Raw genomic sequence first — 20,754 nt, forward strand, 5'->3', positions numbered from 1 at the left:
GCCTTCCTGCAGCGTGCAGGCGACCGCCGCCATATCGCCCTCGACCAGCTTCTCCAGCGCCGCGCGATGGCGGGCCAGCAGCTCGGTCAGACGTTCGGGATCGCGGGCCGAGAAGGGGAAGATGGTTGGCCCTTCGAGCGGCACGCCCACGCGCTCCTGCCGGAATTCCTCGATCACCAGATGCGCGTTCGATCCGCCTGCCCCGAAGGAGCTGAGGCCGGCGAGGCGCGGCAGTTCCCGCCCGTCCACGACCGGCGCGCGCCAGGGAGCGAGGTCGCGCTGCACCCGGAACGGCGTCGCGGCGAAATCGATGCCCGGATTTAGTGTCGTCGAATGCAGCGACGGCACCAACCGCCCATGGCGCATCTGCAGCAGCAGCTTGGTGAGGCCGGCGATGCCGGCGGCACTCTCGCAATGGCCGATATTGGATTTCACCGAGCCGATGGCGCAGAAGCCAGTGTCGTCGGTTTCCTGCCGGTAGGCTTTGGTCAGCGCGGCGATCTCGATGGGGTCGCCCAGGCTGGTGCCGGTGCCATGCGCCTCGACATAGGAAATCGCGCGCGGCGACACCCCGGCGCGGTCCAGCGCGCGGCCGATCACATCCGCCTGCGCATTCGGATTCGGCACGGTATAGCCGTTGGTCTTGCCGCCATGGTTCAGCATGGAACCACGGATCACGCCATGGATGCGGTCGCCATCGGCCAGCGCGCGGTCCAGCGGCTTCAGCAGCACCGCGCCCACGCCCTCGCCCGGCACATAGCCGTCGCCGCCCGCCCCGAAGGATTCGCAGCGCCCCTTGCTGGACATGAAGCGGCCCTGCGACAGCGCCAGATACTTGTTCGGATGCAGCGTCAGATTCACGCCGCCGGCCAGCGCCACCGAACAGCCGCCACCGCGCAGGCTGTCGATGGCCAGATGGATCGCCGTCAGCGAGGAGGAGCACATGCTGTCCACCGCCAGGCTGGGGCCGTGGAAGTCGCAGAAATAGGAGACCCGGTTGGCGATGGTGGCGGCGGACCCGCCCAGCGCCATCGGCTGGCCCGCCTGGCTCTTCTCCGCGCCGTAGAGCTGATATTCCTCGTACATCACGCCGACGAAGACGCCGACATCCTGCCCGCCCAGGCTGGCGCGGGTATGGCCGGCATCCTCCAGCGTCTCCCAGGCGCATTGCAGGAACAGCCGCTCCTGCGGGTCCATGAACTCCGCCTCGCGCGGGGAGATGTTGAAGAACAGCGGGTCGAACTGGTCAAAACCGGAGAGGAAGCCGCCCCATTTGCTGTTGGTCTTTCCCGGCTTGCCCGGTGCGGGATCGTAGAAGCTTCTATGGTCCCAGCGTTCTGCCGGCACTTCGGTGATGCCGTCGCGCCCGGCGGCCAGATTGGCCCAGAATTCGTCCAGATCGCGGGCACCGGGGTAGCGCCCGGCCAGGCCGATGATGGCGATGGGCTGCTCGCCCGCCCCTTGCGCCAGCGGTTTGCCGCGCCGGACCGCCGGTTCCGCCCGCAAGGCTTGTGCCGGCCTGGCGGGCGAGGCTCCGGACAGCGCCGCCAGCCGCGCCGCGTGATGCTCAAGGAAATAACCGGCCAGCGCCGCCAGAGTCTGATGCTCGAAGAACAGGGTCTTCGGCAGCGGGCCGAAATCCGCCTCCAGCACATCGGTCAACCGCACGATCAGCATGGAATCGATGCCATAGGCCTCGAACGCGGCCTCCGGTTCGATCTGCGCCGCTTCCATGCCGATTTCGCGCGCCAGCACCCCAGCCAGATAGGTCTCCGCCGCCTGCCGCAGCGGAACGGCGGAGTCGGCCCTGGTCTCAGCCTCCGTCACGGGACGGGCCGCGACGCGCACGGTGAAGCCGCGCAGCCTTGCATAGAGACGGCCCTCGTCATCGGCGAGGTCGATATCGAATTTCAGCACGCTGCTGCTGCCGGGCCGCAGCCGCAGATACGCCCAGATGCCGTCGCCCGCCGCAGCGGGCAGCGGGCGCAGCAGTTCCAGCCGTTCCAGCACGAAGGGCAGGGCGGCCTTGGCTTCGCCACCTGCGCCACCAGCCAAAGCAATGCAGGCCTGGAAGGCGCCATCCAGCAGCGACGGGTGCAGCCCGAAGGCCTCACCCGATTGCGCCGCCGCTTCCGGCAGCACCAGATGCGCCAGCGCCTCATCCTTACCGCGCCGCAGCACGCGCACCGGCTGGAAGCTTGGCCCGTAGTCCAGCCCCAGCGACGCGTAGCTGTCATACAGCCAGCGCGGCGACAGTTCGTCCGGGCAGCGGGCGCGCAGGCCGGGCAGATCGAGCACCGGCGTCACGCCTTCCGCCAGCGGCCCGACCGTGCCGCGCACATGCAGAATCTCCTCCGGCCCGCTGGTCAACCGGAAGGCGCTGTCGCCACCCTCTGCCTGTGCCAGTGACACGGTGACGGTCAGCGGCGCCGTGACCATGACCGGCTGTTGCCACACCACCTGGCGCAGCAGCACCGACCGCTGAAGATCGTCACCGGCATAGGCGCGGCGGGCCAGTTCCAGGCTCATCGCGCCGGGCAGCACGCAGGCGCCCCGGAAGCGGTGATCGTGCAGGTAGAAGGACTCGGGATGCAGGGTCAGCGCATAGGGCGCGTCGGCAGTAACGGCCGGCGTCGCCGCGCCGGCGATGTTGTAGATATCCCGCGCGAAGGGATAGGTCGGCAGGTGCAGCCGCCGGCGCGGCCCGTTTTGCAGATTTTCCCAGGCAACGATCCCACCCGCGACCCAATGCCGGGCAATGTCCGCCAGCGTTGCGCTCTCCGGCAGCGTGCCGGCCGGTGATGCATCCCCGGCGGCAAGCCTGCCAGCAAAGACCCCGCTGCCCGACCCGGCAAGCCAGCCGGCCAGCCGCTCCCGAACTTCTGCCAGCGAGCCGGCGGTGAAGGCAAGGCGCTGGCGCATCGCCTCGCGCCCCACCTGCAGCGTATGGGCGATATCCGCAAGGTCGGCATCGCTGAATCGGCCCCCCTCCAGCGCCGCCAGCAGCTGTGCTGCCTGCTCGCGCAGCCGCACCTCGTCACGCGCCGACAGCACGATCAGCACCGGCCCCGCCTTCGCCTGAGCCGGTGCAGGCGGCACATCTTCCTCCAGCACGACATGCGCGTTCACGCCGCCGAAGCCGAAGGAGCTGATGCCGGCGCGGCGCGGCAGTTCGCGGCCCTGCGCATCGCGCAGCCGCGCCCAGGGCCGGGCCTCGCGCAGGATGCGGAACGGGCTGTCCGTGAGGTCGATATAGGGGTTCTGCTCGGCGCAATGCAGGCTGGCGGCCAGCGTGCCGTGGCGCATCTCCAGCAGCAGCTTGGCAAGCCCGGCAATGCCGGCGGCCAGTTCCAGATGGCCGATATTGCTCTTCACCGCGCCCAGCCAGCAGCCTTCATTCTCGTAAGACGCGTCGGGGCTTTCGGCATAGAGGTCGCGGAAGGCCGCTTTCAGCGCGTTCACCTCCACCGGGTCGCCCAGCGCCGTGCCGGTGCCGTGCGTCTCGATATGGGTGATGGTGCGCGGGTCGATGCCGGCGCGGCGATAGGCCTGCACCAGCAACGCCTTCTGCGCCGCCGTGTTCGGCGCGGTCAGCGAATTGGCGCGCCCGCCATGATTGACCGACGAGCCACGGACGATGGCATAGACCGCGTCGCCGTCGCGCCTTGCCTCGGACAGGCGTTTCAGGAAGATCATCCCGACGCCCTCGCCGCGGCCATAGCCATCGGCATCCTTCGAGAAGGTCTTGCAGCGCCCGTCCGGCGCCAGCATGCCGGCCTTGGCGAAATTGATGTGCGCCTCGGGCGTGACGATGCTGTTCACCCCGCCGACCAGCGCCATCTCGCAATCGCCGTTGCGCATCGCCTCCAGCGCGCGGTGCAGCGCAACCAGGGAGCTGGAGCAGGCGGTCTCCACCGGCTCGCTCGGGCCATGCCAGTCGAAGAAATAGCTGATCCGGTTCGGCCCGACCGAGGGCACCGCGCCGGTCGCCACATAGCCCTCGCCGCCGGTATCCTCGCCGATCATCTCGCGGTAGCCGCTGGAGGAGGTGCCGACGAACACGCCGACCGAGCGGCCCGCCAGGCTGCGCGGCGCGTGGCCGGCATCCTCGATGGCCTTCCAGGCATGCATCAGCATCAGCCGCTGCTGCGGGTCCATCAGCTTCGCCTCGCGCGGCGAGATGCCGAAGAACAGCGGATCGAACGCGAACACCCCGTCGATGAAGCCGCCCCAATGGATGTTGGTGCGGTTCGGCTCGCGCTTCGGATCGCCATCATAGGCGCGCCAGTCCCAGCGATCCGCCGGGATGCGCTCCATGCAATCGCGCCCGGCCAGCAGATTGGCCCAGAACTCATCGGCATCCGCCGCCTTCGGGAAGCGGCAGCTCAGCCCGACGATGGCGATGGGGTCGTCATCCCCGCCAAAGGACGGGGCCAAGGGCTGGACAACAGCCGGGGCGGGCGCGGGATCGGCAACGGGTTCTGCTGCTGGCATCTGCCCGGATATATGGTCCGCCAGCCGCGACAGGGTGGCGAACTCGAAGAAATCGGCCGGCGTCAACGACAGGCCAAGCGTCTCGTTCACCGCCGAGGCGAACACCGTCATGGTGATCGAATCGAAGCCGAACTCGCCCAGCTCCGTATCGGAATCGAGCACCGACGCCTCGACCTCCAGCACCCGCGCGGCCACCCCGGTCACCGCCGTCAGGGCGCGGGCGAGGCGCTCATCCTCACTCTCGGCGGCAGCGGCGGGCAGGGGCGGGGCAGGCGCCGGTTGCACCACAGGCGCGGCAGCCACCGGTATCGTCTGCGGGGCAGGCGCAGCCTGTGTGCCGACCCAATAGCGCGTGTGGTCGAACGGATAGCCCGGCAATGAGATACGGCGGGGCGGGCGGCCCTTGCGCAGGGCGCGCCAATCGACCGCCAGCCCGCCGGCCCAGAGCTGCAGCAGCGTGTCCGCCCGGCCGCGCTCCGCAAGCCCGGCGACGGCGGCGTTCAGTTCCGCATCGCTTTCCAGCACCGCCATCATCGCCCGGTTCGCTTTCACCTGCCCGACATGCAGGCCGGTTTCTTCGACGCGTCCGTCCAGATAGGCGGTCAGCCGGTCGAGCAGCGCCGGAACATCCGATGCCTGGAAGGCCAGCCGGTGCTCCATCGCGTCGCGCGCCACCTGCAGCGTCCAGGCGATGGCGGACAAATCGGCCGCCTCGCCCATTGCCGCCACGGCATCGCGCAGCAGCCGGGCGCTCTCGCGCAGCTGCTCCGGCGTGCGTGCCGACAGCACGATCAGCGCCGGGCTGCTTTCCTGGTCAACCGGCTGTTCGGGCGCGACATATTCCTCCAGCACCAGATGCGCGTTGGAACCGCCGAAGCCGAAGGAGCTGACCCCGGCACGGCGCGGGATCTCCCGTCTTGCAGCATCGAGCGTGCGCGGCCAGGGCCGGTTCTCGCGCACCACCTCGAACGGGCTGCCCGCCAGCTTCAGATAGGGGTTCAGCGCATCGCAATGCAGCGTCTTTACCAGCTGGCCGTGGCGCATCTGCAGCAGCAGCTTCAGCACGCCCGCCGCGCCGGCGGCCAGCTCCAGATGGCCGATATTCGACTTCACCGAACCGATTCCACAGGCCATCGAAACGCCCGGTCCGTACTCGGCTTCCGCCTCTTTCGCGAGATCGGCGAAGGCGGCCCGCAGCCCCTCCACCTCGATGGGGTCGCCCAGCTTCGTGCCGGTGCCATGCGCCTCGATATAGGAAACCGTGCGCGGATCGAATCCCGCCTGGCGATAGGCGGTGCGCAGCAGCTCGGCCTGCGCCTTCGGGTTCGGCGCGGTCAGCGAGCCGGCGCGGCCGCCATGGTTCTCCGCCGAGGCGCGCACCACGGCGAGGATACGGTCGCCATCGCGTTCCGCATCGGCCAGCCGCTTCAGGAACACCAGCCCCAGCCCCTCGCCGCGGGCATAGCCATTGGCCGCGTCCGAGAAGGGCTTGGAGCGCCCGTCCGGCGACAACATGCCGGCCCGGCTGAAGCCGATGAAGGAATCCGGCAGCAGCAGCGTGTTCACCCCGCCGGCAATGGCGGTGTCGCAGCCGCCGGAACGGATCGCCTCGACGGCGCGATGGATCGCCACCAGCGCGCTGGAACAGGCCGTCTCCACCGCCACACTTGGCCCGTGCAAATTCAGGAAATAGCTGATCCGGTTCGGCCCCAGCGACGGGGCGAGGCCGGTCATCGCATAGCCTTCGACCACAGCACCCGATGCCGCCGCCAGCCTGCCATAGCCGGTATCGGCGATGCCGACGAACACGCCGGTGCGGCTGCCCGACAGGCTGCGCGGGGCATAGCCGGCATCCTCGATGACGCGCCAGGCCTGGGTCAGCAGCAGGCGCTGCTGCGGGTCCATCATGCGCGCTTCCGGTGCCGACAGGCCGAAGAAGCCGGCGTCGAAAGCGCCGATGCCGTCGATGAAGCCGCCCCATTTCACATTGGTGCGGCCGGGCTCCTTCACCGGGTCGCCCCACACCGCGCGCCAGTCCCAGCGTTCAGGCGGGATCTCGCCGATGCAGTCGCGCCCCTCCACAAGGTTGCGCCAGAAGTCACCAACATCGGCAGCGCCGGGCAACACGCCGCTCATGCCGATGATGGCGATGGCATCGCGTGGCGTGTCGGACGCCATCGCCGGTTTCGGCGTGGGCTGGGGCTCCGGTTTCGAGGCTGGCGCTGCGGCTGGCGCCGCCACCGTCGCGGCCACGCCCAGCGCCGCAGCCATGCGGTCCGATTCGGCCGCCGCCAGATGCGCCGCCAGCCCGTCCAGCGTCGGATGCTCGAAGAACAGGGTCGGCGTCAGCTCCAGCGCGAACCGATCGTTCAGCGCATTGGCGAACTGGGTGAAGCTGATCGAATCGAAGCCATATTCGGTCAGCTCGATATCCGGCGCGAGGTCGTCCAGCCCGACCTTCAGCTGCGCCGAGACCATGCGCATCAGCGCGTCCAGCACCGCCGCGCGCAAGGCACCGCTATCGACCGAGGCGGCCGCCGGCTTTTGGAAGACGGGCGCCTCCGGTGCGTCGAGCAGGCGGCGGCGCAGCCGTGCAGCATCGCCCGGCGCCACCAGCAACCGCGCCTCATTTCCGGCCAGCGCGGCATGGATCGCCGCCAGTCCGTCCGCCGTCTCCAGCGGCACCAGCCCGGTGGTGCGGGTCATCAGCCGCTCGCTGGCCGCATCCATCTGCATGCCGCCCTCGCGCCAGAGCGGCCAGGCGATGGCGAGGGTGCGGCCCTGGCAGGCACCGGCGGCGCGGCGCGCCTCGCGCGCCTCCGCGAACCCATCGAGGAAGGCGTTGGCGGTGGCGTAATCGGCCTGTCCCGGATTGCCGAGCGCGCCGGACAGGGAGGAGAAGATCAGGAAGAAATCCAGCGGCTCCGCCCCGATGGCGCGGTCGAGATGGAACGTGCCGGCCAGCTTCGGCGCCAGCACCTCGGCCAGATCCTCCTGCGTCTTGCCGGCCAGCGCCTTGTCGCGCAGCAGCCCGGCGGCCTGGATCACCCCGTCTAGCCTGCCATGCTCGCGGCGGATGGCAGCAACCAGCGAGTCCACCGATGCGGCATCGGTCAGATCGACCGGCTGGAACGACACCCCGTCCGGCAAGGCCGCATCCGGCGCGCGCCGGCCCGCCAGCACGATGCGGGCGGCGGGCGCATGGGCGCGGATATCGTCTGCCAGCAGGCGCCCCAGCGCGCCCGCGCCGCCGGCAATCAGATAGACACCATTGTCGCGCCACGCGGGAGAGGCCTTGGCGGCAGCAACCTCGCGCCAGCCTTGCATGGAGGACACGCCGTCCCGGAAGCGCAGCAGCGCGTGTTGCGGCGTGCGGGCAGCCTGCGCCAGTCGTTCCGCCAACGCCGACGGGCTCAGCCCCGGCTCGACGCAGACCACCTGCCCCCAGAGATTACCATGCTCCAGATGTGCGCTGCGCAGCATGCCGGCCAGCGCCGCCAGCATCGGCGCCTCCGGCCCGTCCGGCAGCGCCAGTTGCACCAGCACCGGGGATTTCGCCGGCAGCAGCGCTTGCAGGAAACCAAGAAGCTGCCGGCTGTACGCCGCCAGCCCGTCGCCGGTGAGCGCCTGGCACTCCCAACCCGGTAGCGAAGGCGCTTCGAGGCCGATCAGCAGCGCATGGCGGGCAGCGAAGCCGGCGGGATCGAATGACGCCGCCGGCACGAGCAGCCAGTCCGGCGCGAAATGCAGCACGGAGCCCGTTGGCTGCGCCTGCAGGATGCGCGTGGCGAAACCGCGCAGCCGCACGCAGACCATACCCTCCGCATCCAGCAGGTCGAGATCGAGGGTGCGCACCCGCTCCCCCTGCCCTTCGGCGGCGGGACGGATGGCGACCCAGCAATCGGCGGGCACGGCGCGCAGCAGCTCGACCGACTCCAGCGCGAAGGGCAGTGCCGCCCCGCCTTCCGACGGCGTGCCATCCGGGTTCAGCGCCATGCCGATGGCCGCCTGGAAGGCGCCGTCCAGCAGGCTGGGATGCAACGCAAAGCCGCTTTGCGCCACCGAGTCCGCCACGGAAGCGGGCAATCGCAGCCGCGCCAGCACGCCTGCCTCACCGGTGGAGAGCGAGACCAGCGCCCGGTGCCCCGGGCCATACTCCAGCCCCAGTGCCACGAAGGCTTCATAGATGCGCGCCGCGTCATGGCTGTGCGGATACGCCGACCTTAGCGCCGTCAGGTCGGCGGGCTGGGGGGCATCGCCGGTAGACTCGGCCAGCAGCATCTGCGCGTGCAGGTCGCGCGCGTTCTCTTCGTTCAGGCTGGCGATCTCGATGCGGGTACCGCCCGACGCCCGATTCACCGCGACTTCGACCGTGACCGGTTCGGTCACGATCAGCGGCTTCAGCCAGACAATCTTGCGCAGATGCGTGGCGGGCAGGCCGGCCTTTTCGGCGGCGGCGCGCGCCAGCTCCAGATAGGCGACGCCGGGCAGCACCGGATTACCCTGCACGCGATGATCGGCGAGGAAGAATTCCGTGCCGGTGAAGCGCAACGTGTAGCGGTCCGCGCCGGCTCCGGTCAGCGTAAAGCCGCCGGTTTCCAGCTTTGCCTCCGCGACCTTGGCGTCACCCAGCGGCAGCCAGTATCGCTTGCGCTCGAACGGATAGGTCGGCAAGGCGAGCCGCCGCCTTGCCTGACCCTCATGCAGCGCCGCCCAGCCGATGGTCGCCCCCGCCGCCCAGCGCGACGCGATATCCGCCAAAGCCATACCGGCAGGATCGAGCGCCTCTCCCTTGCCGACGCGCGGCGCGGTGCCTCGGTGCGCGGCCTGCCCATCTTTCAGGAAATCATCGATCTGGCGCAGCAGGTCCGCACCGTTGCTGGCAACGAAGGCGACCCGCTCGCGCATCGCATCGCGGCCGATCTGAAGCGTGTAGGCGAGATCGGCCAGATCGGCGGTTTCGGCGAACGGCCGCAGCTGCTCCACCGAAACCCGCAGCGCGGTCGCGGTCCGCGCCGAGACGGGCAGCAGGAACGGCCCGGCAGCCTCAGCACGGGCCGGCGCGGCGGCGGGGATATATTCCTCCACCACCAGATGCGCGTTGGCGCCACCCGCCCCGAAGGAGCTGATGGCCGCGCGGCGCGGCTGCTCCACCCCGTTGATAGTGGCCCGCACCCACGGGCTTTCCTTGTCCAGCAGATGGAACGGCGTGCCCGTGAGGTCGATCAGCGGGTTCGGCGTCTCGCAATGCAGGCTGCGGTAGCGCGTGCCGTCGCGCAGCGCCAGCAGCACCTTGATGAGGCCAGCCACGCCCGCTGCCGTCTCGGCATGGCCGATATTGGACTTCACCGAGCCAAGGCCACACGACGCGACATCCGGCATCGGCAGGCCGCGCTCGCGATAGAGTTCGGCGAAGGCCAGCTTCAGCCCCTCGATCTCGATCGGGTCACCCAGCTTGGTGCCGGTGCCGTGGCATTCGATCAGGCCGATGCTGCGCGGATCGATGCCGGCGGCGCGGTGCGTCTCCACGATCAGCCTTGCCTGCGCCTGCGGATTCGGCGCGGTCAGCGAGGTGGCGCCGCCGCCATGATGCTCCGCCGAGGCCAGGATCACGCCGAGGATCGGGTCGCCGTCGCGTTCCGCCGCATCCAGCCGCTTCAGCAGCACAGCGCCCACGCCATCGGCGCGGGCATAGCCATTGGCGGCGGCGGAGAAGCTCTTGCAGCGCCCGTCCGGGCAGATCATCCCGACCTGCGAGAACATGATGTGCTGCATCGGCGACAGCATCAGGTTGGAGCCGCCGGCAATCGCCATCTCGCAGCCTTCATGGCGGATGCTCATCACCGCGCGGTGCACCGCCACCAGCGAGCTGGAGCAGGCGGTGTCGATCACCTGGCTGGGGCCGTGAATATCCAGCAGGAAGGACAGCCGGTTCGGGCAGAAGGCATGGCCGAGGCCGGTGAGCTGCTGCGCCTCCATCACCCCGGCGCGGTTCGCCATCTCGGTGTAGTCCAGCAGGTTGATGCCGAGGAACAGCCCGACCTTGCGCCCGGCCAGCGATCCGGGGGCATGGCCGGCCCCTTCGATCAGCTTCCACACGCATTCCATGAACAGCCGGTGCTGCGGGTCCATCAGCTCGGCTTCTTTCGGCGAGATGTTGAAGAAGCCGGCATCGAACAGATCGTGGCCCGGAACGAAGCCGCCATATTTCACATCAGTGAACGGCCCCTTGCGCGGGTCGCCATGAACGGCGCGCCAGTCCCAGCGGTTGGCCGGCACCTCCTCGATGCAATCCTCGCCGCGCCGCAGATGCTCGGCGAAGCGGTCGAGGTCCGGACTCTTCGGGAACATCCCCTCCATCGAGATGATGGCGATGGGGGCAGCGGCATCCGGAACCGATTGTTTCGGCTGGGCGGGAATGGCATCTGGTTTTGGCGCCTTCGCCACCGCGCGGTGCCGCGCCATCCAGCCGGCGACCTTCGCGGCTGGCTTTACTTCCGGCACGGATACAGGCGCGGGCGCAGTCTCGACCTTCGGCGCGTAATGGGCGGCGATGGCCTTGCCGTTGCGTTCCGCCAGGATACGCGCGAGATCGTTGAGGTTCTTCGCCTCGAAGAAGGTGGTCGGCGCGACCGAGATGCCGAAGCGCCGCGAGATCTGCACCATTACCTCGGTGATGGCGATGGAATCGATGCCGTAATTGGCCAGATTCTCGGTCGGGTCCAGCTTCTCTTCGGGGATGCGCAGCGCCGCCGCCGCGATGGCCAGCACGTCGCCAGCCAGCCGGCCGAGGCCGCCGCCAGAAGAAGCCGTTTCCGCTGCTGCTTCCGGCGCGGACGGCGCGATGCCGGCGCGGCGCATCAGCTCCTTTTCCAGCGTCTTGCGGATATCGGGACGGTCGGTCATGAGGCCATCGCCTCCCGCGCCCCGTCACCGGCCAGCATGTCGCGGTAGCGCCGCATCTGCGCCAGCAGTTTCCAAAGATCGGCCTCCCACAGATGTCGGTAGGACGGCACGAAATAGCCCTGGCCGATATCGGGATTATCGGTCTGTTTCGCCTTCAGGAAGGCCTCCAGCCCCCTGGTCCGCCCGAACAGCGCGCGGGCATAGGTCAGCGCGTACAGGCCTTGCGTCTTCAGCCCGTCGCCCAGACCGCCGGCGGCATTGATGAAGCCCATGAACAGCAGATTGTCGTGGTTGCGCGGCGTCGAATGCAGGAACAGGTCGGGGATGCCCGACTTCCATTCCAGCAGCGCCTTGTCCAGGAACGGGAAGTCGCGCTTGTAGCCGGTGGCGTAGAGGATGACATCGAACTCCGCCGTGCTGCCGTCAGTGAAGCGGACAGTGCGCCCCTCGAACGCCGCGACATCGCCCTTCGGCACCACATCGCCATGGCCGATATGATAGAGGATCTGCGAATTCATCACCGGATGCGCGGCATCCAGCGGATAGTCCGGCGCCGGCAACCCGTAGGCGGCGCCATCATAGCCGGCGAGGCGGAACACTTCCGCGATATAGGCCAGCGTATCCTCCTTGCGCGGGAACTTGTTGCCCAGCTCCATCATCCATTGCGGGGTCGGCTTCCCATCGATGAATTTCGGCTGGTAGTAATAGCCGCGCCGCGTGCTGTGATGGACGGAGGCCGCGTGATGCACCGCATCCACCGCAATGTCGCAGCCGGAATTGCCGCCGCCGATCACCAGCACCCGCTTGCCGGCGACCTGCCGGCCCGACTTGTAGTCCATCGAATGCAGCACCTCGCCCGCGAAGCTGCCGGGATAGGCCGGGTCCGGCAGATGCGGCACACGCTGCAGCCCGTTGCACACGATGACCAGCGGATAGAGCGCGTCATGCCCCGCCGCCGTGACCAGCCGCCACTGGTCGCCGACCGGCTCCAGCCGCTGCACCGGCGCCTCGAAGCGGGTGCGTTCGTACAGGCCGGAGGCGCGCGCGAAATCGCGAATATAGCGCAGCATCAGCCGGTGGTTCGGGTAGGGCGGGTAGTCTTCCGGCATCGGGAAGTCGGGCGCCTGGGTGTTGAATTTCGGCGAGATCAGATGCAGCGACTCATAGGCGCGCCCGCAGGCCGCATCGGCATTCCACACACCGCCGAAATCCGATTCCGCCTCGTAGAGATCGACCTCCACGCCGCCGGCCACCAGCTCGCGCGCCACGCCGATGCCGGTTGGCCCGCCGCCGATGATCGCGACCTTCGCGTTTCTCGTCACCGCCGTCATAGGGCATCCTCCTCAAACCGGATTTCCGCCAGCGCCTCGTGCGGCGCGGTCAGCACGCCATAGAATGTCAGCAGCGTCTGCCCCCCGGCGTCATGCAGCGACAGGGTCCAGCCCTCATCCGCCGCGCGACGCGACAGGCGCAGCCAGAGCGCTTCCGGCAGGCCGGCCTGCGCCGCCGGTTCCAGCGTGAGGCTTTCCAGCGCATAGGGGAAGGGCAGCGCGCCACTCTCCCCATTCTCCGCAAAAGCCAGCACCCGCCAGACCGCATCGAGGCAGAGCGGGTCCATGACCATGCCACCCGATCCGCCGGCGGCACGCGTCAGGCGCGCGGTCAGCATGTCTCCATCGCGGCGCAGCGCCTGCACGCTGGCGGCTTCCGGTGCCGGCGGGCCGGAATGGGCGGCGCAGCGCGCAGCGAACTCCCGGAAGGAAGGCAGCGTATCCTCGCCGGCCTGCATGCTGGCGGGATCGAGCGAAGGCGCGCGGAAGGCTTCGGCCTCCGGCGGCAGCGCCTCGCCCAGATGGCAGGGGGCCATCTCCTCGCCATCCGCCATCACCTGATAGAACAGCCCCGCCGCATCCTGCCGGATGGCAAGGCTGAGCCGGCGCGGATGGCCGTTCACCGCGACCGGTCGGCCCCAGACCAGATGGCGCAGTCCGGCCACACTAGCCCCTGTCTGGCGGGCCAGCGCGGCGCGCGCCAGCTCCGGCAGGAACAGGCCGAGCGACAGCCGCGTCTCGCCGGTGGCGTGGTGCGTCAGCCAGGGCTCCTCCGCGCGCAGGGTCAGGCCGACGTGCAACCCCTCCGGCGTCACAATCACCTCCTCCAGCAGCGGATGCCCAGCGGGAGCCAAAGCGGGTGCTGCCGGTTTTGCGGCGACCACCCAGTGCCGGTCCCGCGCGAAGGGATAGCCCGGCAGCCGGATGCGGCGGCCTTTCGGTAGGCGGTCCGGCGGCAATCCTGTGAAATCGACATCGCGGCCGGCGACCCACAGTCGCGCCAGACCGTCGAGCGTGCCGGCATCGGCATTCCCATCGGCATCGCGCTGATCGAAGTAAACGCCTTCCGCTGGTTGCCCGGCAGCGACGGAGGACAGCGCCCGCAGCAGTTCCGTCCGGTCGCGGAAAGTGAAGGCCAGCCTCGTGGTGAAGGCGCTGCGCGCGACCCGCAGCGTGTAGGCAAGGTCGCCAAGATCGAGCGCCGGATTGGCGGCGACAAAACGCTCCATCGTGGCGGCATAGTCGGTCAACCGTTCGCGGTCGCGCGCCGACAGCACGAACAGATAGGGGCCAGGCGCGCCACTGCCAGACCCGGCTGGCGGCGCTTCCTCCAGCACCAGATGCGCGTTGGTACCGCTGAAGCCGAAGGAGCTGACGGCCACGCGGCGCGGGGTACTGCCGGCCGGCCACGGCTTCAGGCTGGGATTCACCCGGAACGGCGCACCGGCCAGGCGGATATGCGGGTTGAGAGTCTGGAAATTCACCGCCGGCGGCAGTTCGGCCCGTTCCAGCGCCAGCATCGCCTTCATCGCCCCCGCCACCCCGGCAGAGGCCAGCAAATGCCCGACATTCGCCTTCACCGAGCCGATGACGGTGGCGCCTTCCGAAAGACCGCTGCCGGCGAAGGCGTCGCACAGCCCCTCGATCTCGATGGGGTCGCCCAGTGCTGTGCCAGTGCCGTGGCATTCGATCAGCCCGATACTGGCCGGGTCGATGCCGAACTTGCGGTGGACGGACTGCATCAGCCTCGTCTGCGCCTGCGGGTTGGGCGCGGTGATGCCGTTGGTGCGCCCATCCTGATTGGTGCCCCAGCCGCGGATCACCGCGCGTACCGGGTCGCCATCGGCCAGCGCATCCTCCAGCCGCTTCAGCAGCAGCACGCCCACACCCTCGCCCGGCACGAAGCCGTTGGCGCGCGCATCGAAGGTGAAGCAGCGCCCGTCCTTCGACAGCATGCCGACCTTGGCGGTGTCGATGAACATGGACGGGCCGATCAGCACGCAGGCGCCGCCGGCCAGCGCCAGGTCGCAATCGCCCAGCAGCAGGCTGTTGCAGGCCTCGGCAATCGCCACCAGCGAGCTGGAGCAGGCGGTGTCGATGGACAGGCTGGGGCCGCGCAGATCGAGCAGATGGGCGATACGCGCCGCCAGGATGGAGCCGGAACTGCCGAGCAGGCTGTAGGCGTTGCGCTCCGCGATCAGATCGGCATAACCGCTGGGGCCGGCGCCGACGAACACGCCGCAGGCCGCCCCGCCCAGCTTCAGCGGGTCGAGCGCCGCATCCTCGATGGCTTGCCAGGCATGCTGCAGGAACAGCCGCTGCTGCGGGTCCGTCAGCTCCGCCTCGCGCGGCGTCATGGTGAAGAAGCCGGCATCGAACCGGTCGATCCCGTCGATGGCCCCCATCCATTTGCAATAGCTGGTCTCGGGATGCTGCGGGTCGGGATGGTAATGCCGGGCGATGTCCCAGCGGTCGGCGGGCACCTCCTCGATGCAGTCGCGGCCGCTGCGGATATTCTCCCAGAAGGCTTCAAGATCGGCGGCCTTCGGGAAGCGCCCGGAGGCACCGATGATCGCCACCGCACCCCGCGTCTCGCGACTTGGGCGAGGCGCCGGTGTTGGCAGGATCGCCGGTGTTGCGACCACAGGTTCCGCAACCACAGGGGCCACGACGGCAGGTGCCGGCGCAGGCTCAGGCTGTGCAGGCGGCTCCGGCTGTGCGGCCGGCGCCTCATCCGGCAGCAGCCTGGCGACATGGGCGGCCAGGTCGCCGACCGTCGGATGGGCATAGACGCTGGTTGCCGGCAGGTCGATGCCGAACAGCCCGTTCAGCCGGCGCAGCCAGGTGACGGCGAGGATCGAATCGAGACCGAGATCGAGGAAGCCGGAGGAATCGCGGATGTCCGAGGCCTCGATCATCAGCTCCTCGGCAAGGGTGGCGGCGATCTCCCCGCGCGCCCGCGCCAGCCGGGCCGCGCCATCGGAAACTGTGGGCTTTGCCGGTTCCGGGGCTTCGGCGGCGGGGGCCTGCGGGAAGGCCTCGGCGATGCGTTCGGCCACGCGGGCATTGCCGATGAAGGTCGTCTCGTGCATCGCCACCTCACGGGCGAGCACATCCCCCAGCCGGTCGGCCAGCGGCTTCGCCAGCGCCGATTTCGCCTGCACCAGCCAGCCGCGCGGGCGGGCAGCCAGCGCGTGCGCCATCGCCAGCGCGCGCGGCAACACCTCGACGGCGGGCAGCGCGATCAGGCCGGGGCGGCGGGCAGCCAGTTCGCGGCCCTTGTACTCGCGCGCGGTGAACAGCACCTCGCGCCCCAGATCGTCGCCCAGCCGTTCCGGGAAGATCAGCGTCGCCCCCGCGCCCGGCGTGAAGCCGAACCAGAGATAATTACTGTGATAGACGCTCTCCGCCCCGAACAGCGCCAGGTCGCAATACATGCCGAGCGACCAGCCGGCGCCGATGCCATGGCCCTGCATTGCGGCGATCACCGGCAGTTCGCATTCCAGCGGCAGGCTGTATATCTTCAGGTCGGTGAAACGGGTGGCCCCGCTCTGCAGCTCGGTCAGCCCGTCGCGCGTGCCGCCGCAGGCGAAATAGCCGTCATGCCCGGTCAGCACCACGACCTTCGCCTCGGGCAGGGTGGCGACCGCCGTGAAGGCCTCCTGGATGCCGTCCATGAAGGCCGGGGTGAAGGTGTTCTTGTGCTGCCTCTCGCACAGCCGCAGCAGCGCCACGCCATCGGGCCAGATTTCCAGCTCCACCACCGGACTGGCCAGCGCGATGCGGCGCGGATTGCCGGCGGGAGCCGTCGCCCCCTCGCCGATGGCGGCCAGCAGCGGATGATCGCCGGACGGCAGGTCGGTGCGCGGCGGCAGGGCATGGCGCATGTGGCGCTTCAGCTCGACGAGGCTGAGGCGCGGTGCCTGGGCGATCTGCGCCGCCAGCGCCGAGGCGGTACGGGCGATATCGCCAGCGGGCAGCACCTGCATACCCGCACCGCGCGCACGCAGTTCGGCACCGCTCAACGCACGGCCTTCGGCCAGCATCAGATGCGCCGCCTCGCGGCCCAGCCGCTGGTCCATGAGTGCGCTTGCCGGCGCAAGCCCCGGCTGGCCGGCATAGGAACCATCCGCCGCCAGCAGCAGGAAATCCGCCTGCAGCGCCGCCAGCAGCCCGGCCCCCTGTGTGGAAGCCGGCAATGCCGCCACCACCGGCACGGCGCAGTCGAGCGCGGCGGTCAGCCCGTCACCTGTCGTGGCGGTGCCGTCCCAATCGCCCGTCACCAGCACCGCGCGCACGCTGTCGTCCGTTGACGCCGCCGCCAGTTCCCCGGCCAGCTTTGCCTGCTGAGCATCGCTCCAGCTTCCGGAGAGTTCCAGCCGTCGCACGCCATCCGCATCCGGCAGGCGGCGCAGAGTGCCGGTCGGTGTGGCCGATACCGCCGCCGGGGTAGCCGTCAGCGGTGCCAGCCGGATCTTCGGCGGCGCGACGGATGAGGCAACCGGCTGCTGTATTGCCGCCGGTTCGGGCAGAGTAATGGCGGGTTGCTTAGCGGCAGCCGCGACCAGTGCCGGCTTCGGCTGCTCCGCACTCTTCACCCAGTAGCGCTTGCGCTCGAACGGATAGGTCGGCAGCGGCACCCGGCGCGCGCCGGCCGGGCAGGCCGCGCCATAGTCCAGTTCGTCGCCGGCCAGATAGTGGCGGGCCAGTGCCGGCAGCAGTGCCATCGGGTTAGCGGCGGTGCGGATCGCGGCGATCAGCGCCTCCCCCTCCGCCTGCCGGGCGGGGTCGGCGCGACGGTCCTTCTCGTCCAGCTCCGCCGTTTCGACGCCACTGTCCGCCGTGCCGTCCAGCCAGAGGCGCAGCCGCGCCGCGAGGTCCGCGCGATCGAATGCGACCAGCGCCAGCCGGTGATGCAGATGCCGGCGGCCGGCCAGCAGGGTGAAGGCAATATCCGCCAGCTCCTGCGCCGGCTGGATGTCGAGATGGGCCAGCAGCTTTTCCGCCTGCCGCCGCAGACCGTCCGGCGTCCGCGCCGACAGCACGATCAAGCCGCCCTTCGGCAAACCGGTGCGCGGCGGCAGGGCGGGCGCTTCCTCCACCACCGCATGGGCGTTGGTGCCGCTGAAGCCGAAGGAGCTGATCGCCGCCCGGCGTGGCGCGCCAGCCGAAGCCTTCCAGTCCACTGGATTCTCGCTGGCGAAGAACGGGCTGTCATCCATGCGGATTGCCGGATTGCCGCTGCCGACATGGATGGTCGGTGGAATGGTGCGGTGGCGCAGCGCCAGCAACAGCTTCGCCAGCCCGGCGATGCCCGCCGCCGTGGTGGCGTGGCCGATGTTCGACTTCACCGAGCCCAGCGCGCAGAAGCCGGTGCGCTCGGTATAGTGGCGGAAGGCGCGGGTCAGCGCCGCATGTTCGATGGGGTCGCCCAGTACCGTGCCGGTGCCGTGCGCCTCCACAAGCCCGATACTGTCGGGGTCGATGCCGAACCCGTCATAGACGCTGCGGATCAGCCGTTCCTGCGAGGCGGCGCTGGGCGCAGTGATGCCGTTGGTCGCCCCATCCTGATTGGTGCCGCTGGCGACGATGACGCCCTGGATAGTGTCGCCATCGGCCAGCGCCTCAGCCAGCGGGCGCAGCAGCACCGCCCCCACCGCCTCGCCTGGCACGATGCCGTCCGCCCCGGCGCCGAAGGCGGCACAGCGCCCGCTGGGCGACAGCATCTTCGCCTGGTTGGCCGAGCGGTAGAAGCGCGCAGTCGCATGCACGAACACGCCGCCGGCCAGCGCCATCTCCGCCTCGCCATTCCACAGGCTCTGGCAGGCCAGATGCAGCGCCACCAGCGAGCTGGAACAGGCGGTATCGACGGCGACCGCCGGCCCCTTCAGGTCCAGCAGATAGGCGATGCGCGCCGGAATCAGCGAGATGGTGTTGCCCCAGAAGGCCTGGCCCGGCGCCTCCTCGCCCTCGAACAAATCGTGATAATCGCCGGCACTGCAGCCGACGAACACGCCGACCCGCCGCCCGGCGATATCCGCGCCGGCATGGCCGGCATTTTCCAGCGTGTTCCAGGCCTCCTCCAGGAACAGCCGCTGCTGCGGGTCCATATAGGTGGCTTCCAACCCGGAAATGCCGAAGAATACCGGGTCGAACTGGTCGATCCCGTCGATGAAGCTGCCGTGCCTGCCATAGGTTCCCGGCGTGGAATCCCGGTACAGACTGTCGAGGTCGAAGCGGCTGACCGGCTCCACCAGATCGCGGCCTGCCAGCAGATGCCCCCACAGCGCGTCCATGTCCGGCGATTTCGCGAAACGGCCGCTGGCGCCGATGATGGCGATCGGTTCGCGGCTCTTCTCCTTCGGCTCGGAACGCCGCACCGCCGGAGCAGCAACCGCAGGTGCCGCCGGTTCCGGCGCCGCGCCGAGGCTGGCGACAGCCGCCGGGTACTCCGCCGCGATGAAGCCTTCCAGCTGCGCCACGCTGGCGAAGTCGAACAGCCTTGTCTGGTCGAACTCGATATCCAGCGCGCGGCGCAGCCGGTGCACCAGCTCCATGCCGAGGATCGAATCCAGCCCGTAATCGGCGAAGGACTGCGTCACATTGATGCTGGCCGGCGTCACGTTCAGCGTCTCCGCCAGCAGCCGCAACAGCACATCGCGCAGGCTGCCGGAAGGCTGCGCCATGACGGGCGTTTCCGGCGCTTTCGGTGTGGCGGCAACCGGCGCCGCCGCAGTAACCGCCGCATCCTCCGGCAGGCGCGCGGCGATGAGCTGCTGGCCGAGCGCCAGCTCTTCCTCCGGCGAGCCGGCGACCCAGACCAGCCCGGTTTCTTCCAGCAACGTCCGCCAGGAGGAAGGCGTCAGGCTGGGCGTGCCGGGAATCCGCACCTCCGGGTCGGTGAAGCGCCACCAGCCCTCCAGCAGGCCGAAGGTGACATGGGTGAACAGCGTCGCCGCGCTGGTCTCGTTCGCCAGCAGCAGCCCGCCCGGCGCCAGCGTTTCGCGCACAGTGGCCAGCGTGCGGCGCATGTCGGATGTCGCGTGCAGCACATTGGCGGCGATCACCAGATCGTAGCCGTGCGGCGTGACCGCCTGCCCGGCCAGCGGCTTTTCCACATCGAACAAAGCCGTCGCCAGATTGGGCGCGCTGTCGGCGTAGGAGCGTTCGGCATGGATCAGGAAGGCGCGCGAGACATCGGTGTAGAGATATTCGGCAATGCCGGCGCGGTGCGGGGCCAGCGCCCGGAACACGCACACGCTGGTGCCGCCGGTCCCGGCGCCGATTTCGAGGATGCGCAGGCGCCGGTCCGGTGCTGCCGCCAGCCGCGCCGCAACGAAGGCAGAAGCCGCTTCGGCCAGCCCGTCGCTGAAGCGCGCGGCCACCGGATTATCCTTATAGACGCCCTCGACCAGCCCCATCCCACCATCCGGGAACATCACGGCGGTCGGCTTCACCCGCCCGGCCAGAATGTCCGGCAGGGCGCGCAAGGTCGCGCCGGCCAGCGCGATGCGGGCGGCCAGCGCCTTATCCTCCCGGTGCGCCGCCGCGAAGCTGTCCCAGTCCGCCACCTCGCCCGCCGGAGCCGATGCCAGCAGCGCCAGGGCGGCCTGCCGCCAGCGCCGCAGCTCCGGCACCACATCCTCTTCCGGCAAGTCCTCCAGCACGGCGCGCAGCACCGGCGCAATCCGGCGTTCCAGCAGGTCATTGCCGGCCTCCAGCGCCGCCCGGCCCGCCGGGCTGTCCGTCAATGCTGCCGCGACTGCCGCTTCCACCGTCTGGGCCGGCCTGGGTATCCAGAAACGCTGACGCGCGAAGGGATAGGTCGGCAGCGAGACGATGCGCCCGCCCGGCACGCCCGGCCAGTCGATCTCCTGCCCCTTTGCCCAGAGCGCGAGCGCCTTGCCGAGCCTGCCTTCGGCCAGCCAGCGCGCCGCCAGCTCCCGCGCTTCCGTCGCATCCAGTAGCCCGGCGAGCGCGGCGCGGTCGGCCTTCGCATTGCCTTCCTGCAATCCCGGATGAT

General features: G+C 69.6%; 3 protein-coding genes (1 of these 3 only partly in view). All 3 read right to left on the minus strand.

Annotated features, from left to right (window positions below):
- The coding region (locus tag P24_RS20020) for an SDR family NAD(P)-dependent oxidoreductase (protein WP_008944484.1) at nt 1-11,400 on the minus strand (11,400 nt) is incomplete at its 3' end.
- A complete protein-coding gene (locus P24_RS09440; protein WP_008944485.1) occupies nt 11,397-12,731 on the minus strand; it encodes a flavin-containing monooxygenase in 1,335 nt (444 codons plus the stop codon). The genes P24_RS09440 and P24_RS20020, both read right to left, overlap by 4 nt.
- A protein-coding gene (locus P24_RS20025; RefSeq protein ID WP_008944486.1) for an SDR family NAD(P)-dependent oxidoreductase crosses the window boundary here: on the minus strand, nt 12,728-20,754 show its end. It continues 12,076 nt past the right edge of the window; only the last 8,027 of its 20,103 coding nucleotides appear in the window; its start codon lies beyond the right edge, outside the window; its stop codon occupies nt 12,728-12,730. Before P24_RS20025 ends, P24_RS09440 begins: the two co-directional genes overlap by 4 nt.

This window comes from Oceanibaculum indicum P24 (genome assembly GCF_000299935.1).
GTDB classification, from domain to species: domain Bacteria; phylum Pseudomonadota; class Alphaproteobacteria; order Oceanibaculales; family Oceanibaculaceae; genus Oceanibaculum; species Oceanibaculum indicum.

Bases quoted from the DNA above. Each gene is read 5' to 3' on its own strand.
- P24_RS09440 (WP_008944485.1), bottom strand. From the start codon at position 12,731: ATGACGGCGGTGACGAGAAACGCGAAGGTCGCGATCATCGGCGGCGGG.